We start from the raw sequence: 24,204 nt of genomic DNA on the forward strand, positions 1-24,204 counted from the left end.
CTGATCAATGAGCGATGGAAGATGTGTGCGCGGCGCGGTAGGCGCGCCAGCCTTTGTACCGGGTGATGTCCAGCGCGCCGTCAAGGCCGCCATGCTCACAGATGAAACCCTTGACCCACTGGCCGTCGGCCAATTGCAGGGAGCCGATGCCCAGTGGCGCGGGAATCGCGGCGACGAAGGCCCCGAACTGGCTCAACGGCATTTCCCAGACCTCGATTTCGATATTCGTGCCGTCGGCAGGCACGCGCACCAGTCCCGGTTTTGGCGGAGAGGTTTCTGCCAGGGCATATAAACGGTAGTCCGCGCTGGTGGTCGTGGTGCGCAGCAAGCGAGCGCCGCCTTCGAGCAGTTGCCAATTGAGCGGCTGACCGACCAGGTGCGCGCCGACCACCGCAACCTGGACGGTCGGGCTGTCGCAGGGCAGGGGCGTCATCGCAATGGCGTCACGCTGGTCTGGCTGGCCGAACAGCGGTTGCCAGGCGGCGGCGATTTCTGCCAGTCGCTGGTCGGCACCCGCCGGCCCGATCAGCGTAATGCCCGCAGGCAGCCCGTCAGCCCGCGCGATTGCCGGGATGGCGATGGCGCACAGGTTCATCAGGTTGACGAAGTTGGTGTAATAACCGAGTTGCGAATTGAGTTCGATCGGATTTTTCAGCACCGCATCGATGGTCGGCATGCATGGCGCGGTCGGCACCACCAGCACATCGACGTCCGCCAGCAATTGCTGCGCTGCGCGGGTCAGTTCTGCCAGGCGGTAACGGGCGTTGAAGGTGTCCACGGCATCGAAAGACGCCGCACTCTGTACGATGCCCCGCACTACAGAGTGGATATCGCCGGCGTTGGTGTCGAAGAACCTGCCAATCGCCGCCCGGCGTTCTGCGACCCACGGCCCTTGGTACAGCAACGCTGCCGCCTCGGCGAAGACCTCGAAGTCGATAGATGTGAGGGTCACCAGAGGATCGCTTTGCAGGGCCTCCAGTGCTTTTACATAGGCCGCCTGCGCCTGCTTGTCACCGAAGAATTCGCAGCGCTTCGCCACCGCGACACGCCGCGCCCGTCGCTGCACCGGCAGCGCTGCTACCGCCACACTGGCAGGGTCCAGCGCGTCATAATCCGCCATGACGTGCGTGATTTGCCAGGCTTGCTTCACGTCCCTGGCGAATATCGACGGGCAGTCCAGCGTGCGGCAGGCGGGCAAAACGCCTCGGTTGCTGAACAGCCCGAGGCTGGGCTTGAGCCCGACGATACCGTTGAAACCGGCCGGCACTCTTCCCGAACCTGCCGTGTCGGTGCCCAATGCAAAACTGACGTAACCGCGCGCCACCGCCACAGCCGATCCCGAACTGGAGCCGCCGCTGACATAAGCCGGATCATGGGCATTGCGCACCGCGCCATAGGGCGAGCGAACGCCCACCAGACCGGTCGCAAACTGATCGAGATTGGTTTTGCCGATCAGCAGCGCGCCGCTGTCGAGCAGTCGTTGCACCACATGAGCGTGTTCGTCGGCCACATAGGCGAAGGCCGGGCACGCTGCGGTGGTCGGCATCCCCGCCACGTCGAAATTGTCCTTGACCGCAAACGGTACGCCGAACAGCGGCAGGTGCGCGTAAACCGCGTCGCCCAGCTCTGCGGCGATGCGTTCCAGCACCGCGACTCGTTCAAGCAGGTCCGCCACGGGCACACGATGAATCCAGACTTCCGGCCGATCATCCGCATCTATGTGCGCCGTCAGGGTGTGGACCAACGCTGTCAGGGTCAGTTGACCCGAGCGTAGAGCCGACTGTAATTCGCAAATATCGAGTGCGGTCATGGTGGTGTTCATTCATGTATACAAGATGAATCAGCACCAGTGCACTTAATGGGCCAATGTTGCCTCGACCCGCATTTACAAGGGATGAGAGGCAATTCGCCTGGTTCTTGCCGACAGGGGATGCGTCATCTCCGCGCCTGGCGTCGCCAGCTTGCCCAACAATGGGTCACGCAAGGTCTGTCATCGGGAAGGGCAGCGTCGGCCGGATTGCCGGGTTCATCGGTATCCGGCTGGCGCTTGGGCCCGCTTTTCAGCTCTGGCAGAACCTGATCCGGTTGCCGAACGGGTCACAGACTTCCAGAACGTGTCCCCAGCCTTGCTGAACGATGCCAGGTCGCGCATAGCCGTATTGCTTGCCGATCAGCTCATCGCGCAATTGCTCGATGTTCTGAGTGGGAATAAACACCGCCGCCCCCGGACATGCATCGCCGTGGTGCTCGGACAGATGCACATGCAGCCCGTTGCGGCTGATCCCCAGGTACAACGGCAAATCAGCCTCGAAGCGGTGCTCGAACTCCACGCTGAAGCCGAGAAAGTCCAGATAGAACTCACGCGCTTTGCGTTCATCGAACATCCGCAGGATCGGGATGGCGCTGCTGAAAGTGACGGGGGCTGGTTCGGTTGCGGACATTGCTATTCCTTTATTGATTGAGGGGCATCATTGCAGAAACCCGGCCATCACAGCGCTGGCTGTTTTACCGGGAATGAAACGAAAGGCTTTATTTCTTTCAAGACGAACATGCTCTGCATTTCCTTGATGCCGGGTAATCGTCTGACCACCGTCATCGCAAAATCGGCGAACGAATCCAGATCGCGTGCCACGACCTGAAGCAAAAAATCGGCATCGCCACCGATGCTGTAGCACGCCACGACATCTTCCAGTTGCATGACCTCTTGCTCGAACTTTCTGGCTTCGGCCTCGCTGTGACGATCAATGCTGACGCGGATAAACACCATGACACCCAGACCAATCTTTCGCCGGTCCAGCACCGCTTTGTAGCTCTGGATATAACGGTGTTCTTCCAGCTGCTTCACCCGTCGCCAGCAAGGCGAAGCAGACATGCCTATCTGGTCGGCCAGTGTCTGATTGGTGATCCGGCCGTCCTGCTGCAATGCCGTGAGGATCTTTATATCAACAGGGTTCAATGTTTGCGTGGTCATAAATACCCTTGATCGATAGCCTGGGGGAAAATTCTACCGGCTTTGCCTGCACTGCCGGCCATAGTAGGTGATTTTTTCCTGATGGAAGGGCGTAGCATTTTTTAGGCAGCAGCTTGGAAAACAGCTCTGTCTTAACCACTTCCAGCTGTTGTAATCGTTGTATTTCAAGGAGCGAGACATGCTTGACCTGACCCAGGTTCTTACTTATTCGGCAGCCCTTGGCATTGCCGCAGCCATTCCAGGCCCCGGTATGGCGGCACTGGTGGCACGAAGTGTCAGCGGTGGTGCACTGTCAGGCTTTTGCCTGCTGTCCGGGCTGATTCTGGGTGACCTGACCTACTTGTCATTTGCTGTCTTCGGGCTGGCGATGATCGCCGAGCACTTCAACGCATTGTTTCAGGTGGTGCGTTGGGGGGCTGCTATTTATCTGTGTTATCTGGCGTGGCAGTTCTGGTTCGCAGATCACCAGGCTATAGAGGTGGGCAAACCGGCGAAGAGAAAGGAATTACTGTCAGCGGCCGCATCCGGACTGACCATTACATTGGGCAACCCCAAGACCATCGCCTTTTATCTGGCACTTTTACCCTTGGTCATTAATCTGGAAACGGTCTCTTTGCAGACCTGGGGGCTGGTTCTGGTGCCGCTGACTGTCATCGTGTTACTGGCCGTGGGCGCAGTGTTTATCTTCGCTGCTTTGCGCATCAGGCATTTTTTGTCGAGTGAGAGCGCGCAAAGAAAACTGTTTCGCGGTGCGGCGGCGATCATGGTCGCGGCGGCAGCGTCCATGCTGGTTCGCTGAGCTGGAGGGGCGGATGAGGCCGTCAGTGGCCTCATCCTGTTGCTGTAAGTTACAGCTCTTTCTTCAGATGCTTCTCGATCTGTTCAAGCGACTTGCCTTTGGTTTCCGGCAGGCACAAGAACACGAAGATCAGTGAGCCAACGTTGATGGCCGCGAAGATGAAGAACGTCGGGTTGCCGATGGTATCGACTGCAATCGGGAAGGTGAACGCCACCGATGCGTTGAACAGCCACTGCATCGACACGGCGGTCCCGGTCAGCAATCCGCGCACTTGCATCGGAAACAGCTCCGACATCAGCAGCCAGTACACCGGCGAGATGCACATCTGCATGAACAGCAGGAATACTAGAATGCAGGCCAGGGCGGTGTAGCTCTGGGTCAGGTTCTGCGGCATGAACTGCAGCACGCCCCCGAGCGCTGCCTGCATCAGAATCACGATCACCAGACCGGTCATCAGCAAATGCCGACGCCCGTAACGGCCAATGGCCCAGATCCCCAGCAGGGTTGCGATGACCGACACCACGCCGTTGCCGATGGTGGCGGTCAGCGCAGCGTTGGTGCCCATGCCGGTGCTTTTGAGGATGATCGGCGTGTAATACATGAACGCGTTCACACCCGTGAGCTGCGCGGTAAAGCCCAGACCGATGCCGATCAGCAATAACTTGATGACCCAGCGCTGGCGCAGCAAATCCTTCGCCTTCGGACGATGGCGAGCCTGTTCGTCCTGAGCTTTCATCTCGTCGACTTCACGCTGCGCGTCGTCCTTGTTGGTGCGCAGTTGCTCCAGCACATCCTGCGCCTCGTCAAAGCGTCCTTTGGACGCCAACCAGCGTGGCGAAGGCGGTACGAAGAAGGTGCCGATCAGCAGCAACACGCCAGGCACCATCGCGATGGCCAACATGTAACGCCAGATGCCCGGTGTGTGCAACAACGCAGCCATGACCGCGCTGAGCACGTAGGCAAGCAGCTGGCCACTGACGATCATCAGCTCGTTACGGCTCACCAGCCGCGCTCGACGCGACGGCCCGGCGATCTCTGCGATGAACACTGGCACCGTTGCCGAGCCGCCGCCCACTGCGATACCCAGCAGGAAGCGCGCAGCGACCATGAACGGAATGGAAGGAGCAATGGCCGTGCCCAGCGCACCGACGATGAACAATACCGACAGCAGACGCAGGGTCAGACGCCGCCCGAACCGGTCGGAGATATAGCCGCTGGCCAGCGAGCCGAAGGCTGCGCCGACGATCAGTGACGCTGTGATCATCCCTTCGCTGTAGGCATTCAGCCCCAGGCCGCCCTGATCGGCAGGCAGCGTCATGAACGGCAGTGCGCCCGCGATAATCCCGGTGTCATAACCGAACGCGAGCGCGCCCATGGTCGCCACAAGTACGGAGATAAAGATAAGTCGATTCGCTGAAACAGTTTGCCGGCCTTGTTGGCCAGCCGCCGATGGGGTGCTACTTGAAGACATGAATCTGAAGTCCTTCGCTTGAAACCAGCGTCGTGCCAGTACATAGATGTGAGGCTTAGGGAGACGCTGATTTATTCTAAAACCCAGCTGTTGCCCCCAGATAAATCAAGGCCTCCAGAGCGTTGCAGGGACGAAAAATCGAATAAATCAGCGCCTCCCTAGGGCGATGTCAGCCGCGCTAGTTCCCTGCAACCGGGGTCGGAATTGGAAATATCCGGCAGTTTCGTGCTGAGTCCGGATGGCGAATGACCACGCCTGCTTGATGAGGTCGTAATGACTCGAATGCTGGGATAAGAGTCATTATGACTGGGTCTTTTTGACTGTTATTAAATATTAGTCTTTGTTTTATAAGGGTTTTTATCTGGCACGCGCGTTGCTATGACTCCAGCAGTGAAATCATCATTTCTGGAGTAGACCATGCTGACTGCAGCTGAACATGCCATTATCAAAGCGACGGTGCCTGTGCTTGAAACGGGTGGCGAAGCGCTGACCACGCATTTTTACCGGATCATGCTCAATGAGTATCCAGACGTACGTCCGTTGTTCAATCAGGCAAATCAGGCAAATCAGGCCAATGGCGCGCAGCCGCGAGCGCTGGCCAACGCGGTGCTGATGTACGCGCGCAACATCGATCGTCTGGAAAACCTCGGCCCGCTGGCCTCTCGGATCGTCAATAAACACGTCGCGCTGCAAATTCTTCCCGAGCACTACCCGATTGTCGGCACTTGCCTGTTGCGGGCCATCCGTGAGGTGTTGGGTGAAGAGGTTGCGACTGATGAGGTGATCAATGCCTGGGCTGCGGCCTATCAGCAACTGGCGGACATTCTGATCAACGCCGAGCGCGACGCCTACGACAGCATCGAGGCTGCGCCGGGCGGCTGGCGAGGCGGGCGTCTGTTTCGGGTGGTGCGCAAGGTTGCAGAAAGCGCTGAAATCACCTCGTTTTATCTGGAGCCTGTCGATGGCCGGCCGGTCATTGCGCACAAGGCCGGTCAGTACATCGGGCTGAAGCTGGAAACCCCTGAAGGGGAAATTCGCAGAAATTACTCGCTGTCTGCGCCTGCCAACGGGACGAGCTACCGCATCAGCGTCAAGCGTCAGCCAGGCGGCGTCGCCTCTGCTTACTTGCATGATCAGGTCGCGGTGGGCTCTACCGTCGAGCTGTTCCCGCCTTCCGGTGAATTCACCCTGATCGAGGGCAACAAACCACTGGTCCTGATCAGCGGTGGTGTGGGGATCACGGCGACGCTGGCCATGGCTGAAGCAGCTTTGGAACAGGGTGACCGGCACGTGGTGTTCATCCACTACGCACGCAATGCCAGCGTGCAGGCGTTTCAGAACACACTGGATGAATGGCATGAACGTTATCCGCAATTTGCCGCGCATGTGATCTACAGCGAAGCAGCCGCCGGTGCACCGGCGCCGCTTGTGGCAGGGCGTCCATCGGTTGAGCACCTGCAACAATGGCTGCCGGTGGACCGTAATGTCGAAGCTTACTTTCTGGGGCCGAAACCGTTCATGGCGTTCATGAAACGTGCGCTTGATGATCTGGGTGTACCCAAGGATCAGAGTCATTATGAGTTCTTTGGACCGGCGGAGGCGCTGGGCTAAGTCCTCCTTGTAGAACGGTTTCAAGTGCTGCAGGCGGCGGTCTGCAGCACATCCCCAGGTTTAGCGGCGATCCAGCAGCTGCAGCGACACAAGCCCATGAAGCCCTGATTTTTTCAGGACGCTCATCGAATGGCATTCATTTCAGGGCACTCCCCGGCAGCAGGGCAGTCTTTTTCTTAGACTCTCACTCATGACCAGCGGAGCCCTACATGATCACTGTTCACCACCTCAACAACTCTCGCTCGCAGCGCATTCTCTGGCTTCTTGAAGAACTCGACATTCCCTACGAGATCAAGCGTTACCAGCGCGATCCGCAAACCAACCTTGCGCCACCCGAACTCAAAGCCATCCATCCACTGGGCAAATCGCCGGTCATCGAAGACGGCCCTCACGTGCTGATCGAGTCCGGCGCCATTGTCGACTATTTGATTCGCCGCCACGGCGAAGGCCGCCTGCAACCGGAGCCGGCCAGTGCTACTTATGACGAATACGTGCAATGGCTGCACTTCGCTGAAGGTTCGGCCATCCTGCCACTGATGCTCAACCTGTATGTCGGACGCCTGGGTGACGCTGGCGCGCCGCTGCATCCGCGTATCGAATCCGAACTGGCGAACTACCTGAGTTATCTGAACGACGCCTTGGGCCTGACACCCTACCTGCTCGGAGAAGAGCTGAGTGGCGCGGATATCCAGATGAGCTTTATCGGCGAATTCGCCAAAGCCCAAGGAATGCTCCAGCCCTACCCGAACCTCTCCGCCTGGGTACAAAGACTTCAGGACAGACCTGCATATCGCAAGGCGCTGGAGCAGGGTGGCGAGTATTCGTTTGCGAGGTAACCTGGCGAAGTGTTGATCATGGCTGCCGAGGGGCTTGGTACCGGAGGCTTGCAGTCAGGTCAGGCTTGAGGGGATGTTTTTCTCTTGTTGCCTGACCTTACACTTCATCAATCGAGGTGGCCGGTTTTGGGGCTCCTTCGCAGCCCATCGTAGCCGTCGTAACCTCCTGAAACTCCCACGCCCTCCGGGCAGAAGCGAGTGACTTCGTACACGTGATCATTTCTTGCGAGTGCCCTACATCGCTATTTGAGCTCGATCCGTTCAGCTAAAGGTCATCAGATTAAGAACGTTGAGATCCGTAAAGTCACTGATCTGCCACCGCTGATTCTGATACTGGAAAAAGAGGCTGCGGCTGAGGGTTTCAGGTTTCTTTCGCGACTGGTTGACGAGTGGGAGTCCGGGAAAAACCGGTTTGATGCGAAAGGTGAATGCCTGATGGCCGCATTTCTGAACGGATGTCTGGTGGGTATCGGCGGTCTTTCACGCGATCCGTTTGCGGAGGGTGAGGTAGGCAGGTTACGCAGGCTTTACGTAGCCAGCGCCTTCAGAGGGCAGGCTATTGGAAAGGCTCTGGTCAATCATCTGGTTAAGCACGCAGCTGAACAGTTTCGTGTCGTGCGGCTTCTCACTGATACGTCAAGCGGAGCCGAGTTCTACTTACGTTGCGGATTTCAACTTACGAACGATAAACACGCGACTTACATTAAGTTTCTCGAATATGCCTAGGAGGGTGTAGACAAAATCATGTAGTGAGTCGGCGCGCGAGTATTCGAGCCTCGGCCAACCAAACCCATGCCTCGCTTACCGCAAAAAGGCGATCATGATGCATGATCAGTCGCCGAGCTCTCTCATTCCAGGCATGAGTTCGCTCCACTACCCATCGCTTGGGCATGACCACAAATCCAGTCTGAACAGGCTCCACGGAAAATAGATCGCCTTGTTCAGAGTGCCATTGCCCTGTTCTTCTGTTATTCGGGCCACGGATCACTTGAACATCGATAGCGTGCAGTTGATGGGTGCGCTGTGCCCATTTTCCTGCGTACGCACTATCAACAAAAAGCGTGCTCAGTGACGGATATTTTTCCTTCGAGTACGCCACCGCATCATCCGCCGCGTCACGATCCTGCACGCTTGCAGCACTGATACTGACAGCCAGCAGCAGGCCCAATGTATCGACAATCAGACTTCGTTTACGCCCCTTCACTTTTTTGCCTGCGTCGTAGCCGCTGTCACCGCCTTGAGGAGAACTGCGGGTCGACTGTGAATCCAGGATCGCTGCTGACGGGCTGTCAGCGCGTTCTTCCCGCTCACGCCATTGAGCTCGCAAGCGATCATGCATTTGCTCGAACTTGCCTTGAGCGCTCCACCGGCGGAACGTTTTGTAGACATTGTCCCAATGAGGAAAATCGCGGGGTAGCATTCGCCATGAGCACCCCGTGCGTACGACATAGCAACAGGCTTCCAGCAACGTGCGCCGAGAGTGAAGCGGTGGCACTCCTCGTCCGCCCTGGCTTTCAAACAGGTCGGCGACCAGTGCCCACTCGGTATCTGTCAAGCAACTCGGATATAGCTGCTCCGGCAGTTGGCGGCGGTGGGTTTCATTGTAGCCATAGGCTTTATTAGGTTCAGGTGACTGAAAACTTCCCTTGGCCCGCTGCTTTACACGCGTAATCCCTGCCATTTTCAACGCTTTTGCAAAGGTGTCGGGATGCGCAGTGATACCGGTTTCGGCGAAGAATACGAGCGCCAATTCGGCCTGGCTGGAATAGGGCTGTGCATGAGCGAGTTTCACCAGCACGGGATAGTGCTCGGCGGCAATCGAGCGAGGACGTCCGGTTTTAGGCATGGCTTGAGGGCTATTCAGACAAGGGAGTGAAAGTTTAATTTATTTTGTCTACACCCTCTAGGGAAACTCTGAAAAATACACGACAACGCAACGCACTAGCCGGGACGAAAGGCTGCAAATCAGCAGGTTGCGGCCACGCCGTGATGGGCTTGCGCAGACAATACTATGTGCCTGTGGAGGTCACGGCGCTGTGTGCTCGACTTTCTTTGGAACTGGAGGCCCTATAAAAACCACGCATGCACACAAGGAGCGCAAAAAAAGCAATGGATGCCCTTAGCCACTGTGTATGGCAAACGCTTAAGTGCCATTCATAACCTCAAGGTGACCTGAATGAAAAAAATCAAACGCTTCAATCGCGCTGTCTGCATTGCTTTGTTTCCGTTGGCCGCATTGGCTGGCAATGCTTTCGCGGACTCAGGATCGATCTCATCCCCGGGCACAGGTTCAGCCTCGGCAGGGACTGGCAGTGCACAGAGCTCGGCTGACGACCGTGAAGCCGCAGCGGCGGCCGCCGCCGCTGCTGCCAATCCGCCATGCAGTTTCATCGTTGGAAGAGGTCTGGTCTGCGGTTAAATCGATTGGCTGGCCAGTGATAAAAAAGACCTTGAAATTCAAGGTCTTTTTTCCTGTACAGAAAAAGCCATGATTCAACTGCGATCTAATAGCCTCGCTCACTATCAGCTGCGGATTGTCCACAACTGTCTTGCTGCACGGAGCATTCTGTCGTTTAGCTTTCAGTTAAAACAACCGAGTCTTGACCGGAGAGCTCCGCCGCCTGCTTCAACCGGTCAGCCTTGCTTACATACTTTGATTTGCTCGCCGGTGCCAGTTTGGCGCTGGCTTTTTTGGCGTGAGCTTTTAACAACTGCTGTATTTTTTTGCGGCGATTCATAGCAGGCTACCCGGCTTGCAGTTTTAGCGATGATATCAGCTTGAATATCGTCCAGTCGCCCACGCGGCCTCTCATTCCGATCTCGGTTGTGCGGCGCAGAGCGTCAACGACATGAATATCCGCTGAGCCCGGAGCGCAGGCACGAAAGTCAGAGCAGTTTCAGTCTTGTTTTTCAGGCTTGTCAGGGCTTGTTTCCGGCAATGGTGATAACGGTAATGTCACCAGAAACTCACTGCCCATGCCGTTACCCTGGCTGGCGGCCGTGACCTTGCCGCCATGTGCTTCGACCAGTTCGCGAACCACGGTCAGGCCGATCCCCAGGCCGGTGCCATTGAAGCCGATGGCGTGTTCGTCCTGAACGTAGGGATTGAAGATGAACGGCAGGACGCTGGGCGAAATGCCGATGCCATCGTCGGAAATACGTATTTCCAAGACGTCCGAATCAATGCTGGCCGACAGTGTGATGGTCCCGTCGATCGGCGTGTATTTGGTCGCGTTGGCCAGCAAGTTGTTGAGTATCTGGGCAAGGCGCACCGGGTCGCCATTGAGGATCAACGTGCCGTCTGGAATGTGCGTCTCCAAGTGCTGTTTTTTCCTGGAGATCACCGGGCGGCAAACCTCAATGGCTTCTCTCAGGGTGAGGATCATGTCGAGGTCACAGCGATCTATTCGCAATTTGCCGGTGCTGGCACGGGAAACATCGAGCAGGTCTTCGACCAGTTGCGAGATATGCCGCACCTGATTCTCGATCAGCTCACGCATCCGCGGCAGTTGGTCGCTTGGCAGCCGGACCATTCGTTCGGCAATCAGGCTGATCGGGGTCAACGGGTTGCGCAGTTCGTGAGCGACCATGGCAAGGACGCTTTTCTGCTGGATCAATGCCTGCTCGGCGCTGGCCTGCAGGTCCTGGGCGCTCAGCGCAGCCATGACCAGTTGGGCATTGGCTTCGCGAAGCTCCTCATACAGGCGCTGCTCCTTCAGACAAGGCTCGCTTGCCGCGTGTGATTGCGCCAGAAGTACCGCGAGGACCAGTTGCTGGTTGGCCTCTATGACATGTTCGACCTGCTGGGTATCCACCAGCCGGTTGCTGGCTTCACTCAGCTGGTTTTGCAACGCAGCCAATACGGCACGCGCTTCAACGGTTTTTTGGCCAAGCAGGAAGAGTTCGTGGGCAGCATTGGCTATCTCACGTTCTTTCTTGCCACTGGCTTCGCTCATGAGCCGGACTCAGACGTCTTGTCGCCCGTGATGACTGCATCAGAATTCTGTCGGGTAGGACGCCCGCCCAGCAAACCTTCCTGATTGGATAGCCGGTCGCCGATGTGTATGCCGTGATCGTCGATGCAGTACTGACGCAGTTCATCGGAGTGGGCACTGGCTCTGATCTTGACCACAGCCATGATGCGCAGCAGACGACTTTCCACTTCGATGTAGCGCTGGACGATGATGGCATCGGTGAGGAACGCCGTGCCGTAGGGGCTGAAGCGCAGGTCGGTGTAGCGGTCTTCCAGTTCCGAGGTGAGCAGCACGCTGACGCCCACGCTGGTGAGCGCCGTGACCATGCGCGACAGCGACTCGCGAAAGTCTTCGCGAAACGTCGGTGCCAGCGCCAGTTCGAACCCGGACAGTGAGTCGATCACCACGCGGGTGGCGTTCAGCCGGGTGATCTCGCCCAGGATCAGTTGCACGATTTCGTCGATGGACAGGTCCGGGGCGCGGTTGTCGATCAGGCCGACCTGGCCTTGCTGGATCAGGCTGGCGAGGGCGGTGTTCTGAAAGTGATTGGGGCGTTGCTCGAACACCGCGATCACGTCGGTTTCACCGTTGCGTGCACCTTCTGCAAGAAAGCTCGCCGCCAGAATGCTTTTGCCCGAGCCCGACTGCCCTGCGACCAATAGCGAGTAGCCATGAGGCAAGCCGCCGCCGAGCATTTCGTCGAGGCGTGGCACGCCCATTTTCAGGCGTTTGACCGGAAACTCCGGGGGCCTTTCAACGGCGTTGAGCCTTGCTGGTGCAAAGACCTTGATGCCTGAGGTTGCGATGCGGAAGGTGTGCAGGCCGGGCAGCGTCGGCTGGCCGCGCATTTTCATTATTTCCATCTTGCGCACCATGGAGTTGCGCTGAACGCTCTGGCGCAGCCAGATCAGGCCATCGGCCACAGTGAAGACCGGATTGCTGTCGGTTTCGTTGAAATACTCGCCAATCAGAAAGGTGGTCGCCTGCCAGGTGGTCATCAACATGCCCAACTGCTGCACGAACTGCGGCAAGTTGTTGTTGGGGTTTTCCCGGGTCTGGCTGGCCAGCACCACCGAACGGAACGAGTCGACGAACACCAGCGCCGGGGAGTGCGTCTCCACCTCGCTGACGATACGTCGCAGCACTTCGTCCAGATCCCCGGCCAGCGTATCGTCGGCGAGGTTTACATAACGAATCGACTGGTTGATCGCGTCGTTGTCGAAGAAATCGAATTGCTGCTGATAGCGCAGCATTTTCAGCGGCGGTTCACCCAACACTGTGAAAAACAGCGCCGGGCGCTCCGGCGTCGCCAGGGCAAACATCATCTGATGGGCGAGGGTGGTCTTGCCACAGCCGGGCGGACCGGCGATCAGGTTGAACGAAAACTCCGGCAAGCCACCGCCGAGGACCTCGTCCAATCCTGGCACACCGGTGGCCAAGCGGTTGATAGTCACTTTGGTGCTCATTGGGGATTTTCCTGCAGAGGGGTGTCGCTCAGGGACGGTTCCCATACGCTACGCAGCAAGCGCGCGGTGAGCGACGGCCCGATCAGCGTGGTCAGAAGCTCGTAAAGCGTAGTCAGTAATGTTTCACCGAAAAACAATGCATCGGCTTCGTTTTGCTCGACGAGTGCAGAGGTGAGGGCGACCGGGTCCATCGCAGCGTGAACGTTGACGTAAGTATTGGCCAGGCGCGGATGAGCGGCGACGCACAGGTGGAAACTGCGGCGATAAAGCGCGACTACCCCTTGATGGCCAATGATTGGCGTCAGGGCTGCGTCGACATCCTGCAACACCGAGACAATAGTCTCTGCGATCCTTGCAGTATCGGCAGTGGGGCCAATACGTAGCGCCAGAGAGGCTACGATGTGGCGGCTCTCTTCTAGCGTGGACATGGCTGACTAATGTGTGATGAGCAGACTGTGATGGTACACCCTATGACCGACGATAGAGTCCCCTTCGGCGGAAAGGTGGTGCACGCCCGGAAAGGCTTTCATCCGGGACGTCAAGAATGTTGTCATTTGAGTGGCTTGCTTTTCTGAAATCGTACAAAAGTCGCATGATGCCTGGAAAAAACGTCAGTCAGTTCTACTGGCGATCATCCTGCAAACGGCGTGTAAGACATTCTGTGCGGCCTGATCACTCTGCCACCCGGTCAGTTGGTCGAACATGTGTGGCACACCCGGGTAGACGTGCATTTCCACAGGCACTCCCGAGCGTGACAGCGTCAGGCCGAATGCGAGGTCTTCTTCCAGAAACAGATCCAGTGCGCCGACGCAGATAAAAGCGGGCGGCAGACCACTTAAATCAGTGGCCAGCGCGGGCGAGAACAATGCCCGCCGGTCATCGTCCAGCGCATAGCAACCGCGCAGGCATTCCCAGCAAAAGTGGTTGGCCTGACGTGACCAACTGAAGGTGCCGGTGGTCGGGTTGGGAGGTGGTGAATCGGTCAAGCCTGTTCGATGATCCAGCATCGGATAGATCAACACCAGACCTGCGACTTTATGAGCTCCTCGGTCTCTCGCAAGAATCGCAACGGCAGCAGCCAGTCCGCCGCCCGCGCTATGGCCCATGATCACGACGTTGCGGGTGTCCATGCCCAGCATCCGTCCTGTGTGGAATATCCATTCCAGAGCCGCGTAACAGTCCTCTAGCGGAATCGGGAAGGGGTGCTCTGGGGCCAGCCGGTAATCGACTGCGACGATCAGTGCCTTGAGCTCGTTGGCCAGCGCTACGAGGTAATCATCAGCCATCTCCGGGCTGCCCAGAACAAAGCCGCCCCCGTGGATATAAAGGACGGCCGGGAGGCATGTAGAGTCCAGCGGCAGCTCCGGCCGGTAAAGACATAGCCTGATGCGGTGCGCTTGCTCTCCCGTGGTCCAGTGCTCCTCGCGTCGAGTTGTAGCTGCGGTTTTCCAGGTGGAGCTGACGCGGGTCCTGATCTCGGGAAGAGTTTGATGCGTCCAGCGAGTTGCCGGCTCGTCCAGAAACGAGCGGTAGGCCGGGTCGAGCAATTCGTTTGCGTCCAATGGTTACCCCCGATGCGCAGGGATAGACGTCCCTGCGCATCTCAATGCTTAGAGCCACGCCTTGATTTGCAGACAGACCGCAGGCGTGGAAATGCCATAGCGGTCATGCAGTGTAGGCAGCGCGCCGGCGTCCAGAAAGGCGTCCGGCAACGCGATTTGCCTGAAGGTAGGCGTCACGCCATTGCGCAGCAGCAGTGTGGCCACGGCTTCGCCCAGTCCGCCGATCATCGAGTGGTTTTCAGCGGTGATCACCAGCCGGCCCGGTTTTCGAGCTTCGGCCAGGATGGTCTGCTCATCCAGCGGTTTGATGGTCGGCACATGCAGCACCGCCACATCGACGCCGTCGGCCTGGAGTTCCTTGGCCGCTTCCAGCGCACGCATGGTCATCAGGCCGGTGGAAATAATCAGCACTTCATTGCCGGTGCGCAGGGTCTTGGCTTTGCCAATCTCGAATGTGTAGCCGTACTCATCCAGCACCAGTGGCACGTTGCCGCGCAACAAACGCATGTACACCGGGCCCTGATGCGCGGCGATAGCGGGCACGGCTTGTTCGATTTCCAGTGCGTCGCAGGGGTCGACAATCATCAGATTGGGCATGGCGCGAAAGATCGCCAGGTCATCAGTCGCCTGATGGCTGGGGCCGTAACCGGTAGTAAGGCCTGGCAGGCCGCAGACGATTTTGACGTTAAGGTTGTCCTCGGCAATCGCCATACAGATGAAGTCATACGCGCGCCGGGAAGCGAACACGGCATACGTGGTCGCGAACGGCACAAAGCCTTCCCGTGCCATGCCTGCCGCCGCACTCATCAACAATTGCTCGGCCATGCCCATCTGATAGAAGCGTTCAGGGTGCGCCTTGGCGAAGATGTGCAGGTCGGTGTATTTCGACAGGTCAGCCGACAGCCCGACGATGTCCTGGCGTTGTTCTGCCAGTGCAGCCAGCGCATGGCCGAACGGGGCTGAGCGCGTGGCCTGGCCTTCAGAAGCGATGGACGCAATCATTGCCGAGGTCGTGAGTTTTTTCTTCACGGCGCCCGAGGCTGGCGTCGAATGATTATTGGCAGAGCTCATACGGTTTTTCCCTCGTCGAGGTTGTTCAGCGCGACGTCCCATTCATGCTCGTCGACGCGGATGAAGTGGGTCTTCTCACGGGTTTCCAGAAACGCCACGCCCTTGCCCATTTTCGTGTCGCAAATGATCACCCTTGGCTGTGCGCCGTCGTGTTGGCGAGCGGCGTCGAAGGCCAAGACCAATGCGTTCAGGTCGTTGCCGTCGACCCGCTGGGTGAACCAGCCAAATGCCTGCCAGCGATCCACGATCGGTTCGAACGCCAGCACCTCACTGGAGTGGCCATCGGCCTGTTGATTGTTCACATCGATGATCGCGATCAGGTTATCCAGCTTCCAGTGGGAGGCCGACATGGCGGCCTCCCAGGTAGAGCCTTCGTTCAATTCGCCATCGGACAGCAGGTTGTAGACGAAGGCGCTGGAGGCTTTGCGTTTCAAACCCAGGCACGCGCCAACCGCAATGCCCAGGCCATGACCCAGCGAGCCACCGGTGATTTCCATGCCCGGGGTGTAAGTCGCCATGCCTGACATGGGCAGGCGGCTGTCATCCGAGCCGTAGGTTTCCAGCTCATCGAGCGGGATGATGTCGGCTTCGATCAGTGCTGCGTACAACGCAATGGCGTAGTGGCCGATAGACAGATAAAAACGGTCGCGCTGTTCCCATTCAGGGTCTTGCGGCTTGTAGGTCATGGCGTGGAAGTAGGACACAGCGAGCAGATCGGCCGCGCCCAATGCCTGCCCGACGTACCCTTGGCCCTGAACCTGGCCCATGCGTAACGCGTGTCGGCGGATGTTGTGAGCACGCTGCGCCAGCGAGGTGGAAGGTGCAGATAGCGTATTGGCTGTCATGGTGATGACTCCGTTGATTCAACGATTGACCGAGGCGGCAGGGATGCGCAGTACCAGAAAGGCGCCGACGAACAGCACTCCGGTGATCAGGTACATGCCGATGGCGCTTGAGCCGGTCAGGGTGGTGATCCAGCCGATCAGGTAAGGTGAGCAGAAGCCCGCGAGATTGGCGAAGCTGTTGATCCCGGCGATTCCGGCGGCAGCAGAAACGCCGCCCAGCAGGGTGGTGGGCAGCATCCAGAACATCGAGGACGCAGAAAGAATGCCCGCCGCCGCGAGGCACAGGCTCAGCACTGACAGCAGCAGATTGCCGCCGAACAGCGCTGCCAGGCTCAGGCCCAGCGCACCGGCGATCATCGGGCCGACCAGGTGCCATCTGCGTTCGCGATGCTTGTCGCCACTGCGTCCCATCAACAGCATCACGACGATTGCGCAGAGGTAGGGAAGGCTGGTCATCAGGCCGATATGCAGCGGGTCCGAGACGCCCGCATTGCGAATCAGCGTCGGCAGCCAGAAGGTGATCGCATACTGGCCCATCACCACGCAGAAGTAGATGCATGCCAGCAACCACAGTCGACGATCGCGAACGAAAGCACCGACTGAAGCGTGCACGACCTTCTGACTGTTGTCTTCTTCCAGTTCCTTGTTGACCAGCGCTTTTTCATCCTCCGAAAGCCAGGTCGCCTGATGCACGCCGTCCTTCAGGTAGCTCAACACCAGCAACCCGACGATCACGGTGGGAATGGCTTCGAGAACGAACATCCATTGCCAGCCGGCCCAGCCATGAACTCCGGCAAAGCGGGTCATGATGTAGCCTGACAACGGGCCGCCGATCATGCCGGACAGCGGGATGGCGATGAACCACAGCACGGTCATGCGCGCGCGGCGATAGGAGGGGAACCAGTACGTCAGGTACAGCAGCAGACCCGGTGCCAGACCGGCTTCCGCGACCCCGAGCAGAAAGCGCAGGGCGTAGAACTGCCAGGCGGTTTCGACGAAGGCGAAGAGCGCGGAAATGATGCCCCAAGAGATCATGATGCGGGCGATCCAGCGTCGTGCGCCGACGCGATGAAGAATCAGGTTGCTGGGCACTTCACAGAGGAAATAGCCGATGAAGAACATGCCGGCACCGAGGCCATAGACGGTCTCACTGAAAGACAGGTCATTCATCATCTGTAACTTGGCGAAGCCGACGTTGACGCGGTCCAGGTACGCGCACAGATAGCACAGCATCAGGAACGGCATCAGTCGCCAGGCGGTCTTGCGGTAGGCGTTTGCGCGCGTGGTCGAAGCCGCGTCGAGCGTCATGGTGGTTATCATGATGGTCTGATCTCTTGTTTTTATAGACCGCCAGACAACTGCCTGGCGGACCTTCGATCCAGAACAAACACGGGCCGCTTGCCGACCCGCCCACGTGTGGTCAGTGAATCAGCATGCCGCCATTCACATCCAGCGTGACACCGGTGAGATAGGACGACAGGTCGCTGGCCAGAAACAGCGCGGCATTGGCCACGTCCTGCGCTGCGCCCAGCCGGCCCAGAGGGATGCCGTCGATGATTGCGTGGCGCCGCTCATCCTGCATCAGGCCGCCCGTGATATCGGTGTGGATCAGGCCGGGAGCGATGGAATTGACACGGACCTGATCGGGGCCGAACTCCCGCGCCATCGCCTTGCCCAGACCCAGAACGCCCGCTTTCGCCGCGCTGTAATGCGGGCCGCCGAAAATGCCCCCGCCACGCTGGGCGGAAACCGAGGACATGCACACGATACTGCCGCTGGATTGGGCGCGCATGGTCGGGATCACCGCTTGGGACATGAGCAAAGTGCCACGCAGGCTGACGTCGAGCACTTTGTCGTAATCGGAGGGCCGGATGTCGAGGGTCTTGATGGGCTGGGTGATGCCCGCGTTATTGACCAGAATATCAATGCGGCCAAAGTGCCCGATGACCTTGGCGACGGCTTCGTGAACCTGTTTTTCGTCGGCGACGTTGGCCGCCAGGCCCAGGTGACCTTCGCCCAGTGCAGCGGCGGCGTCGCGCGCGGCGGACTCGTCCAGATCAATGATCACCACTTGCGCACCGTGCTGAGCGAACGTGACTGCAGTCGCACGGCCGATGCCGCGCTCCGACGCTGCGCCTGTGATGATTGCGATTTTGCCTTGAAGCAGCATGAGGGATTCCTCTGATTATTTTTATGGGCTCGATTCATGTGATCGATGATTCAGAGTGTTCCCGGTGCAGGCCCTGAGCAATGCTGCAAAAATCACTGGATGCTGAAAAAAATTCACCTCTCGTCAATCTGGCAGGCGAGTGGTTGAATGCACGAAATTCAAATAAACGCTTACATCGGAGCGTCCATGCGACCTGATGACGATGCACCTCTTAGCCTGCCACCGCTGAAAGCGCTTCAAGCCTTCGAGCAGACAGCGCGCTTTGGCAACCTTGCCAGAGCAGCCGAAGTGCTGGATCTGACGCCTTCAGCCGTCAGTCATCAATTGGCCAGGCTGGAGGCATTGATCGGACGGCAGCTGTTCGTCCGGGCGGCGCGCGGGGTCACGCTCACGCCGATCGGCGAGCAGTATCTGAAGGACGTCTCGGGAGTGCTGCACAGCCTGGCTGTCGCCACCGAGCGTGCAACCAGTGACGTCAGCCTGGATTGCCTGCGTCTGCATTCCGCTCCCAGTTTCGGGCTGCTCTGGCTGATGCCAAGGCTGGAGGCATTTCGGGTCAGCCACCCGGATATCCAGATCAATCTGTCATGTTCTTATGAATCGCTGCATTTCAGCCGGGACAAGATCGACGTCGATATTCGTCATGGCAGGCCGAACTGGCCGAGCTATGAAGTTCGCACCTTGCGTGACGAGAAGTTCGCTGTACTGGCGTCCCCAAAATTGCTGGCCCGCCGCCCGGTGGATGGCGCCGCAGGCTTGCTCGACCGCGATTTGATTCTCTCCGAAGCCACCCTGCTGAAATGGCCCGAGTGGTTTGCCCGACATGGTCTGGCGCGCCCGGAAAAACCGTACGCGCTGAGTTTCGACCGTTCATACATGACGCTGGAAGCTGCCAGTCACGGTTTGGGATTTGCGTTGGAAAGTACCTTGCTGGCGCAAAAGTACCTGGCCAACGGAGAACTGGTCGAAGTCGCGCCCCAAGAGCTGACTGCCCCGGTTGCGGCGCATCATCTGGTGTTTCCCAAAGCCCATTCCAGCTTCCCCAGAGTCAGACGGTTTCTCGAATGGATGGAGAGCGAGCTGGGGCAGGGATTTGTGTTTTGAGCCGCCGTTCTTATCGTTTTGCAAGCGCGAGACAGCCAAGCGATCATCAAACGGCCAGTCGATGCATCTGCCACGCAGCCCCTTCCGGGCCTTGCGAGTCAATGACCAGTCTGTGCTTTTCTGGTGCATCTAACACCGAGCGCAGGTTCTTTTCGATGGTGTTGCACAGGTCTTCCATGCGAATCCGGTGCTGGCTGTTGCCGAAGGGCGCCTGCAAGTCGGTACCGATTCGGTCCATCGCCAGCAGCATGCAGCCGACCACGGTCGATATCGCCGGGGTGAACCAGCCCAAGGTGGTGACCATGCTCAGCGGCATGATGATGCAGAACAGGGTACTGAACAGCCTTGGGAAATAGACGTAAGGGTAGGGCAGCGGCGTGTTGGCGATTCGCTCCATGCCGCCCTGGCAGTTGGATAGCTCGACCATGGTCGATTCCAGCCGGGCGAGACGGATGCTGTCGATGCGCCCGGCGGCAAACTCTTGCGCAATGATGGCGGCGGAGCCGTTCAGAATGTCATTGGGGAAGTTGTTGCTTTGCGACGCTTGCTGGATCTCGGTTGGCGACAGCAGGCCATCGAGCTGCGCCGTGCCGACGTTGCCTTTCAGATGAGCGCGCAGCGCCCGTAAGTAGGCCACGTGACGTTTGAACAGCACGGCCTTGATCGGGTTGTCGCCGTCCTCACGCTCATTTTCGATCAGCGTCAACACCTGGCGGCCGAAGCTGCGCGAGCTGTTGACCATTGCACCCCACAAGGTGCGTGCTTCCCACCAGCGATTATAGGCGCTCGAGTTGCGAAAGCTGATCAGCACGATAAGTGCAGAACACAGCAGGGTCAGCGGCATCAGCGGAAGATCTATAAAACCCGTGCCTTGTATCAGCATGAAGTCGAGGGTCACGGCCACGTCCCAGAGCAATAGCCAGAACAACGACCAGCCAACGTAAGTAACCGTTCTGCTGATGCACCGCCATTTCTTTTCAAAAGGACCAGGCATTGCGGCACTCCTTTGCGGGTTGGGGAAAGAGTGGGCGCAGTCATTACTCACGCCACGCTGCAAAATTACTGATCCAAACTTAACGCTCGCTTAATTCTCCCAGTCATTGAACTAACATTCGAAGTACGCCGCATGCCATGGTTTTATTACAGTTGTGCTATCTCTCTGCTGTAAACGCCAAAAAAGGAACCCGCAACGGAGTCGCGACCACTCAGCCTTGTCGGTCCTGTTCACTGACGGGCATCCGGACGTTCGCAATCCCCATCGCTATTGGATCGACGCCTCATTGCTTTGCCTGTACGCAAGCAAGTCGTCCGGTTAAGCCCATCTCAGCGCGTTGCCAGCAAACACCCGCACATAGAGAGGGAATTTCCATGCACATCAACCGCTCCATCAGTTCTCAGTCCAGTATTGGCACGGAGAGCTTCCATTCTGCGCAGTCTGTTGCCTCCAGTTCGGTAAGGGTGCTCAGTGAGGCCGAGCAGACCAAACTGAATGACATCACCCATTACCTGACAGATCATGTATTCGCCGCACACAGGTTACCGGTAGACGATATCAACGCTGATCAGGATGTCGTTCATGCCCACAACGTCGAGATCGGCAAAATAATCAGCGCACGTGCCCTACGCTTGCTTGATGAGGGCGAAACCGCTCTCAGCATTGGCGAAACCTTTGCCAAGGCAGAGAAGTTCGACCGCATGGCAAGTGCGGCCTCGGGCGCTTTAAGGGCAACACCGTTCGCCGCGGCGTCCGTGCTGCAATACATGCAGCCTGCCATCAACAAGGGCGACTGGTTACCGACGCCGCTCAAGCCCTTGGCCCCGCTCGTATCCGGCGCCCTGTCGGGCGTCATGGACCAGGTCGGCACCGGCGTCATGAACCGCGCGACCGGCGACCTGCATTACCTGAGCACTGCGCCGGAAAAACTGCACGATGCGATGGCTGCCTCGGTAAAACGCCATAAGCCGGGTGTCATGCGTCAGGCTGCGGATCTGGGGATCGCCGTTCAGACCTACACGGCGCGAAATGCGCTGCGTACCGTGCTGGCTCCTGCACTGGCCTCCAGACCTGCAGTGCAGGGTGCGGTAGACATCAGCGTGTCGGCCGCGGGTGGCCTGGTTGCCAACGCAGGTTTTAGCGAGCGCATGCATACGGTGCAGGCGCGTGATCACCTGCGTGGCGGTGACTTTGTACTCGGCATCAAGGACAAACAACCCAAGGCAGACTTGAGTGAGGAAACCGACTGGCTCGATGCCTACAGGGCGATCAAATCCGCCAGCTACTCCGGTGCAGCGCTCAACGCTGGCAAGCGTGTCGCGGGTCTGCCGCTGGACGTTGCCACCGATGGTTTGAAAGCGGTGAGGAGTCTGGTGTCGGCCACCAGCCTGATGCAAAACGGTCTGGTAATGGCGGGTGGTTTCGCCGGTGTGGGTAAGTTGCAGGAAATGGCGACGAAAAATATCACCCACCCGGCAACCAAGGCAGCCGTCAGCCAACTGACCAATCTTGCAGGTTCAGCCCCGGTTTTTTCAGCCTGGACAACGGCAGCGGTGGCGACGGACCCAGCGGTGAAAAAGGCTGAGTCGTTCTTGCAGGACACGGTGAAAACGACGGTATCCAATGGGACCAGCGCGCTGGCCGACAAGACCGTCAAGCTGGCCAAAGCGGGCATTGACGCGAGCGCCGAAAGGATTGCCACTACCGGGGCGTCCTTGCGTGACACCTTGCGCCGTCGCACGGTGCGTGAGCCTGATATCGAGGAGGGTGGTGTTGCAGCGGGCACGGGTTCGTCTGGTGCAGTGCCGTTTGAGGCCATGCGCTCGTAAGCACTTCAGCACTTCAGCACTTCGCCAGATTGCCTGTAACAAAAAAAGGGGCGTACTCCAAAGACTACGCCCCCTTTCTTTTACCCGTATTTACCTCGCATCAAAGTTCGGTGTGCTGGGTGGACGCCTTGGTTTTATCGTAGGCATGTTTGACGTCGGTCATCGCGATGTCGCCCGTTGCCAGCTTCAGATCTTCACTGTCGCTTTTGACGAGCGCGAACTTGCCGTGGTTAGCGTCAATGCCATTCAGCTCAATGCTCATGTCATTAAACTGCTTGCCGCCATTGGTGCGAACCATCGTACCGAAGTCGGTGGCCTTGAAACCGTCGACGTTCAAGTGGGTGTCAGCGTTTAGCTGGATGATCTTGTCATCTGCACCTTGGGCACTGCTGTTCTTGATGTCCAGATTAGTTAACTTTGCGCCTCCCTCGCCTTTGACGGTGATCAGGTCCTCACCAACGTTTTCGGCGTGCAGGTTATCAATAGTGACTTTAGCGTCTGTGGCGGCTTTGACGTGGATCCCGTCAGCTTCGTTCTGACCCAGGTTCACGTTTTTCAATGTGGCGCCTTCAGCCAGCTCGAACAGAGGTTTCTGGCTCTCGCCCTGGCCTCCGTCGCCCAGCGCGTTGCTGGCAGTGAACGTCTTGCCCTGCCCATCGAAGGTCTCGCCTGCGCCTACCTTGATGGTTTGATTGACAACGACGGTGTCGCCGGAGGCTTTAGGAACTTGCACCGGGCCCGTACCGGTCGGTGCACTACCTTTGTTGGTAGGAGTAGTGCCATTGTCCGTTACGGAAGGAGTCCCGCCATTGCCGCCGTCTGTTGCGGAATGAGTCCCGCCTTTGCCACCTGCTGCAGAAGTTGTATTGCCACCGCCACTACCGCCTGTTGCAGAGGTCGTATTACCACCGCCGCCGCCGCCGCCGCCACCTGCTGCAGAGGTTGTGTCGCCGCCACCACCATTGTCAGTCGCTTCAGGCGTACTGCCGCCACCATCATCAGCCAGCGATGTGTCGCCGCCAAGGCCGTTTTCGTTTTTAAACGGATCCTGCTGCTCACTCGGATTCTGATCAGTGTCCTGCTTCTTATTAGCGTTCGTGAGCATTTGCAGTAACGACATCAGCAGCGCGCTGAGCAACTTGACGATATTGGACTGGCTATCGCCGGCTTTATCGGGATCTTGCAAATTCTGAGTGGTGTCTTCCGGCGTTCCGAAGCGGACGTTCTGTTGCTTGTCGTTACCGAACAGCAGGGCTTCAGCGTCTACAGCGGGTTGATTATTCTGTCCGGCCAACGTGGTTGTCTGCGGGCTTTTGCCGCTTAGCGCCGAGAAGTCCAGTTGGTTTGATGGCGGTTGGTACGGTGTGGACCTGATTCCGATGCTCATGGTTGCTTTACCTCGGTGAGATTGACATATGAACCAGCGTCGTACTCCGGATGTACCTGCGTCGATCGCCGCGTCCTTGTCTGGTTCTATAGGTCGATGAGGACTTTGTACTGA

The 24,204-nt window shown here is 58.2% G+C and carries 23 protein-coding genes; 7 read left to right on the forward strand and 16 right to left on the reverse strand.

The genetic code is table 11. From position 1 onward, the window contains the following. Nucleotides 1-4: 4 nt before the first annotated feature. The 3 genes from atzF to BLT55_RS01530 all read right to left on the reverse strand — a co-directional run bounded on the left by atzF (nucleotide 5) and on the right by BLT55_RS01530 (nucleotide 2,971). Complete coding sequence (gene atzF / locus BLT55_RS01520) at nucleotides 5-1,810, reverse strand: allophanate hydrolase (RefSeq protein ID WP_054999482.1); 1,806 nt, start codon at nucleotides 1,808-1,810, stop codon at nucleotides 5-7. Nucleotides 1,811-2,060: 250 nt separating this feature from the next. Further along, nucleotides 2,061-2,441: a glyoxalase superfamily protein gene (locus BLT55_RS01525; protein ID WP_054999481.1), complete on the reverse strand. Its 381-nt coding sequence runs from the start codon at nucleotides 2,439-2,441 to the stop codon at nucleotides 2,061-2,063. A gap of 47 nt (nucleotides 2,442-2,488) precedes the next feature. Then, the gene (locus BLT55_RS01530; RefSeq protein WP_054999480.1) at nucleotides 2,489-2,971 is read right to left on the reverse strand and encodes an Lrp/AsnC family transcriptional regulator; all 483 of its coding nucleotides are present in this window, start codon (nucleotides 2,969-2,971) and stop codon (nucleotides 2,489-2,491) included. Nucleotides 2,972-3,149: 178 nt separating this feature from the next. Here BLT55_RS01530 and BLT55_RS01535 point away from each other — a divergent pair, with 178 nt between their 5' ends. Then, nucleotides 3,150-3,770, forward strand: a complete 621-nt coding sequence (locus tag BLT55_RS01535; protein WP_054999479.1) for a LysE family translocator — start codon at nucleotides 3,150-3,152, stop codon at nucleotides 3,768-3,770. A gap of 49 nt (nucleotides 3,771-3,819) precedes the next feature. On the opposite strand, the gene BLT55_RS01540 is transcribed toward BLT55_RS01535, so the two are convergent. Beyond that, nucleotides 3,820-5,241 (reverse strand): sugar porter family MFS transporter, encoded by a 1,422-nt coding sequence (locus BLT55_RS01540; RefSeq protein WP_054999490.1) that lies wholly within the window; start codon nucleotides 5,239-5,241, stop codon nucleotides 3,820-3,822. Between the two features lie 417 nt (nucleotides 5,242-5,658). Here BLT55_RS01540 and hmpA point away from each other — a divergent pair, with 417 nt between their 5' ends. The 3 genes from hmpA to BLT55_RS01555 all read left to right on the forward strand — a co-directional run bounded on the left by hmpA (nucleotide 5,659) and on the right by BLT55_RS01555 (nucleotide 8,414). Beyond that, complete coding sequence (hmpA, locus tag BLT55_RS01545; protein ID WP_054998907.1) at nucleotides 5,659-6,852, forward strand: NO-inducible flavohemoprotein; 1,194 nt, start codon at nucleotides 5,659-5,661, stop codon at nucleotides 6,850-6,852. A gap of 209 nt (nucleotides 6,853-7,061) precedes the next feature. Next, on the forward strand, nucleotides 7,062-7,688 hold the full coding sequence (locus tag BLT55_RS01550) for a glutathione S-transferase family protein (RefSeq protein ID WP_054998908.1): 627 nt from the start codon (nucleotides 7,062-7,064) through the stop codon (nucleotides 7,686-7,688). A gap of 279 nt (nucleotides 7,689-7,967) precedes the next feature. After that, on the forward strand, nucleotides 7,968-8,414 hold the full coding sequence (locus tag BLT55_RS01555; RefSeq protein ID WP_054998909.1) for a GNAT family N-acetyltransferase: 447 nt from the start codon (nucleotides 7,968-7,970) through the stop codon (nucleotides 8,412-8,414). A gap of 16 nt (nucleotides 8,415-8,430) precedes the next feature. Here BLT55_RS01555 and BLT55_RS01560 read toward each other — a convergent pair whose 3' ends face one another. Then, entirely contained in the window at nucleotides 8,431-9,534 is a 1,104-nt protein-coding gene (locus BLT55_RS01560) for an IS5-like element ISPsy19 family transposase (protein WP_004663854.1), read from the reverse strand. Nucleotides 9,535-9,864: 330 nt separating this feature from the next. Here BLT55_RS01560 and BLT55_RS33350 point away from each other — a divergent pair, with 330 nt between their 5' ends. Next, nucleotides 9,865-10,107, forward strand: a complete 243-nt coding sequence (locus tag BLT55_RS33350; RefSeq protein WP_055001426.1) for a hypothetical protein — start codon at nucleotides 9,865-9,867, stop codon at nucleotides 10,105-10,107. Between the two features lie 154 nt (nucleotides 10,108-10,261). Here BLT55_RS33350 and BLT55_RS01570 read toward each other — a convergent pair whose 3' ends face one another. The 9 genes from BLT55_RS01570 to BLT55_RS01610 all read right to left on the reverse strand — a co-directional run bounded on the left by BLT55_RS01570 (nucleotide 10,262) and on the right by BLT55_RS01610 (nucleotide 18,776). Further along, nucleotides 10,262-10,426: a DUF2986 domain-containing protein gene (locus BLT55_RS01570; RefSeq protein ID WP_074799877.1), complete on the reverse strand. Its 165-nt coding sequence runs from the start codon at nucleotides 10,424-10,426 to the stop codon at nucleotides 10,262-10,264. A 159-nt stretch (nucleotides 10,427-10,585) separates the two neighbouring features. Then, nucleotides 10,586-11,644, reverse strand: coding sequence for a sensor histidine kinase (locus tag BLT55_RS01575; protein WP_054999373.1), 1,059 nt, complete (start codon nucleotides 11,642-11,644; stop codon nucleotides 10,586-10,588). Continuing rightward, nucleotides 11,641-13,128 carry an ATPase domain-containing protein gene (locus tag BLT55_RS01580; RefSeq protein ID WP_054999374.1) on the reverse strand — a complete coding sequence of 496 codons (1,488 nt, stop codon included), beginning with the start codon at nucleotides 13,126-13,128 and terminating at the stop codon, nucleotides 11,641-11,643. The genes BLT55_RS01575 and BLT55_RS01580 overlap by 4 nt, the downstream gene beginning before the upstream one ends. Further along, a complete protein-coding gene (locus tag BLT55_RS01585; RefSeq protein WP_054999375.1) occupies nucleotides 13,125-13,556 on the reverse strand; it encodes a hypothetical protein in 432 nt (143 codons plus the stop codon). The genes BLT55_RS01580 and BLT55_RS01585 overlap by 4 nt, the downstream gene beginning before the upstream one ends. A gap of 183 nt (nucleotides 13,557-13,739) precedes the next feature. Next, nucleotides 13,740-14,690, reverse strand: coding sequence for an alpha/beta hydrolase (locus BLT55_RS01590; protein WP_054999376.1), 951 nt, complete (start codon nucleotides 14,688-14,690; stop codon nucleotides 13,740-13,742). Between the two features lie 48 nt (nucleotides 14,691-14,738). Further along, nucleotides 14,739-15,761 (reverse strand): transketolase family protein, encoded by a 1,023-nt coding sequence (locus BLT55_RS01595; RefSeq protein WP_054999377.1) that lies wholly within the window; start codon nucleotides 15,759-15,761, stop codon nucleotides 14,739-14,741. Continuing rightward, complete coding sequence (locus tag BLT55_RS01600) at nucleotides 15,758-16,606, reverse strand: transketolase (protein ID WP_054999378.1); 849 nt, start codon at nucleotides 16,604-16,606, stop codon at nucleotides 15,758-15,760. Before BLT55_RS01600 ends, BLT55_RS01595 begins: the two co-directional genes overlap by 4 nt. 18 nt (nucleotides 16,607-16,624) lie before the next feature. Further along, on the reverse strand, nucleotides 16,625-17,926 hold the full coding sequence (locus BLT55_RS01605) for an MFS transporter (protein ID WP_007248458.1): 1,302 nt from the start codon (nucleotides 17,924-17,926) through the stop codon (nucleotides 16,625-16,627). Nucleotides 17,927-18,026: 100 nt separating this feature from the next. Beyond that, nucleotides 18,027-18,776: an SDR family NAD(P)-dependent oxidoreductase gene (locus tag BLT55_RS01610; protein WP_007248459.1), complete on the reverse strand. Its 750-nt coding sequence runs from the start codon at nucleotides 18,774-18,776 to the stop codon at nucleotides 18,027-18,029. Nucleotides 18,777-18,962: 186 nt separating this feature from the next. On the opposite strand from BLT55_RS01610, the gene BLT55_RS01615 reads away from it, so the two are divergent. Continuing rightward, nucleotides 18,963-19,880 (forward strand): LysR substrate-binding domain-containing protein, encoded by a 918-nt coding sequence (locus tag BLT55_RS01615; protein ID WP_054999418.1) that lies wholly within the window; start codon nucleotides 18,963-18,965, stop codon nucleotides 19,878-19,880. Nucleotides 19,881-19,926: 46 nt separating this feature from the next. Here BLT55_RS01615 and BLT55_RS01620 read toward each other — a convergent pair whose 3' ends face one another. Continuing rightward, nucleotides 19,927-20,874, reverse strand: a complete 948-nt coding sequence (locus tag BLT55_RS01620) for a bestrophin family protein (RefSeq protein WP_054999379.1) — start codon at nucleotides 20,872-20,874, stop codon at nucleotides 19,927-19,929. A 374-nt stretch (nucleotides 20,875-21,248) separates the two neighbouring features. Between BLT55_RS01620 and BLT55_RS01625 the strand changes: the two genes are divergently transcribed. Continuing rightward, nucleotides 21,249-22,703, forward strand: a complete 1,455-nt coding sequence (locus BLT55_RS01625) for a hypothetical protein (RefSeq protein ID WP_054999380.1) — start codon at nucleotides 21,249-21,251, stop codon at nucleotides 22,701-22,703. A 100-nt stretch (nucleotides 22,704-22,803) separates the two neighbouring features. Here BLT55_RS01625 and BLT55_RS01630 read toward each other — a convergent pair whose 3' ends face one another. Then, nucleotides 22,804-24,090, reverse strand: a complete 1,287-nt coding sequence (locus tag BLT55_RS01630) for a pectate lyase (protein WP_054999381.1) — start codon at nucleotides 24,088-24,090, stop codon at nucleotides 22,804-22,806. Nucleotides 24,091-24,204 lie beyond the last annotated feature (114 nt).

The organism is Pseudomonas cannabina (assembly GCF_900100365.1).
Taxonomy (GTDB): domain Bacteria; phylum Pseudomonadota; class Gammaproteobacteria; order Pseudomonadales; family Pseudomonadaceae; genus Aquipseudomonas; species Aquipseudomonas cannabina.

Bases quoted from the DNA above. Each gene is read 5' to 3' on its own strand.
- BLT55_RS01620 (WP_054999379.1), bottom strand. From the start codon at position 20,874: ATGCCTGGTCCTTTTGAAAAGAAATGGCGGTGCATCAGCAGAACGGTT.
- BLT55_RS01625 (WP_054999380.1), top strand. From the start codon at position 21,249: ATGCACATCAACCGCTCCATCAGTTCTCAGTCCAGTATTGGCACGGAG.
- hmpA (WP_054998907.1), top strand. From the start codon at position 5,659: ATGCTGACTGCAGCTGAACATGCCATTATCAAAGCGACGGTGCCTGTG.
- BLT55_RS01610 (WP_007248459.1), bottom strand. From the start codon at position 18,776: ATGCTGCTTCAAGGCAAAATCGCAATCATCACAGGCGCAGCGTCGGAG.
- BLT55_RS01600 (WP_054999378.1), bottom strand. From the start codon at position 16,606: ATGACAGCCAATACGCTATCTGCACCTTCCACCTCGCTGGCGCAGCGT.
- BLT55_RS01605 (WP_007248458.1), bottom strand. From the start codon at position 17,926: ATGATAACCACCATGACGCTCGACGCGGCTTCGACCACGCGCGCAAAC.
- BLT55_RS01530 (WP_054999480.1), bottom strand. From the start codon at position 2,971: ATGACCACGCAAACATTGAACCCTGTTGATATAAAGATCCTCACGGCA.
- BLT55_RS01585 (WP_054999375.1), bottom strand. From the start codon at position 13,556: ATGTCCACGCTAGAAGAGAGCCGCCACATCGTAGCCTCTCTGGCGCTA.
- BLT55_RS01535 (WP_054999479.1), top strand. From the start codon at position 3,150: ATGCTTGACCTGACCCAGGTTCTTACTTATTCGGCAGCCCTTGGCATT.
- BLT55_RS01580 (WP_054999374.1), bottom strand. From the start codon at position 13,128: ATGAGCACCAAAGTGACTATCAACCGCTTGGCCACCGGTGTGCCAGGA.
- BLT55_RS01630 (WP_054999381.1), bottom strand. From the start codon at position 24,090: ATGAGCATCGGAATCAGGTCCACACCGTACCAACCGCCATCAAACCAA.
- BLT55_RS01575 (WP_054999373.1), bottom strand. From the start codon at position 11,644: ATGAGCGAAGCCAGTGGCAAGAAAGAACGTGAGATAGCCAATGCTGCC.
- BLT55_RS01550 (WP_054998908.1), top strand. From the start codon at position 7,062: ATGATCACTGTTCACCACCTCAACAACTCTCGCTCGCAGCGCATTCTC.
- BLT55_RS01570 (WP_074799877.1), bottom strand. From the start codon at position 10,426: ATGAATCGCCGCAAAAAAATACAGCAGTTGTTAAAAGCTCACGCCAAA.
- BLT55_RS01595 (WP_054999377.1), bottom strand. From the start codon at position 15,761: ATGAGCTCTGCCAATAATCATTCGACGCCAGCCTCGGGCGCCGTGAAG.
- atzF (WP_054999482.1), bottom strand. From the start codon at position 1,810: ATGACCGCACTCGATATTTGCGAATTACAGTCGGCTCTACGCTCGGGT.
- BLT55_RS01560 (WP_004663854.1), bottom strand. From the start codon at position 9,534: ATGCCTAAAACCGGACGTCCTCGCTCGATTGCCGCCGAGCACTATCCC.
- BLT55_RS01540 (WP_054999490.1), bottom strand. From the start codon at position 5,241: ATGTCTTCAAGTAGCACCCCATCGGCGGCTGGCCAACAAGGCCGGCAA.
- BLT55_RS01615 (WP_054999418.1), top strand. From the start codon at position 18,963: ATGCGACCTGATGACGATGCACCTCTTAGCCTGCCACCGCTGAAAGCG.
- BLT55_RS01525 (WP_054999481.1), bottom strand. From the start codon at position 2,441: ATGTCCGCAACCGAACCAGCCCCCGTCACTTTCAGCAGCGCCATCCCG.
- BLT55_RS33350 (WP_055001426.1), top strand. From the start codon at position 9,865: ATGAAAAAAATCAAACGCTTCAATCGCGCTGTCTGCATTGCTTTGTTT.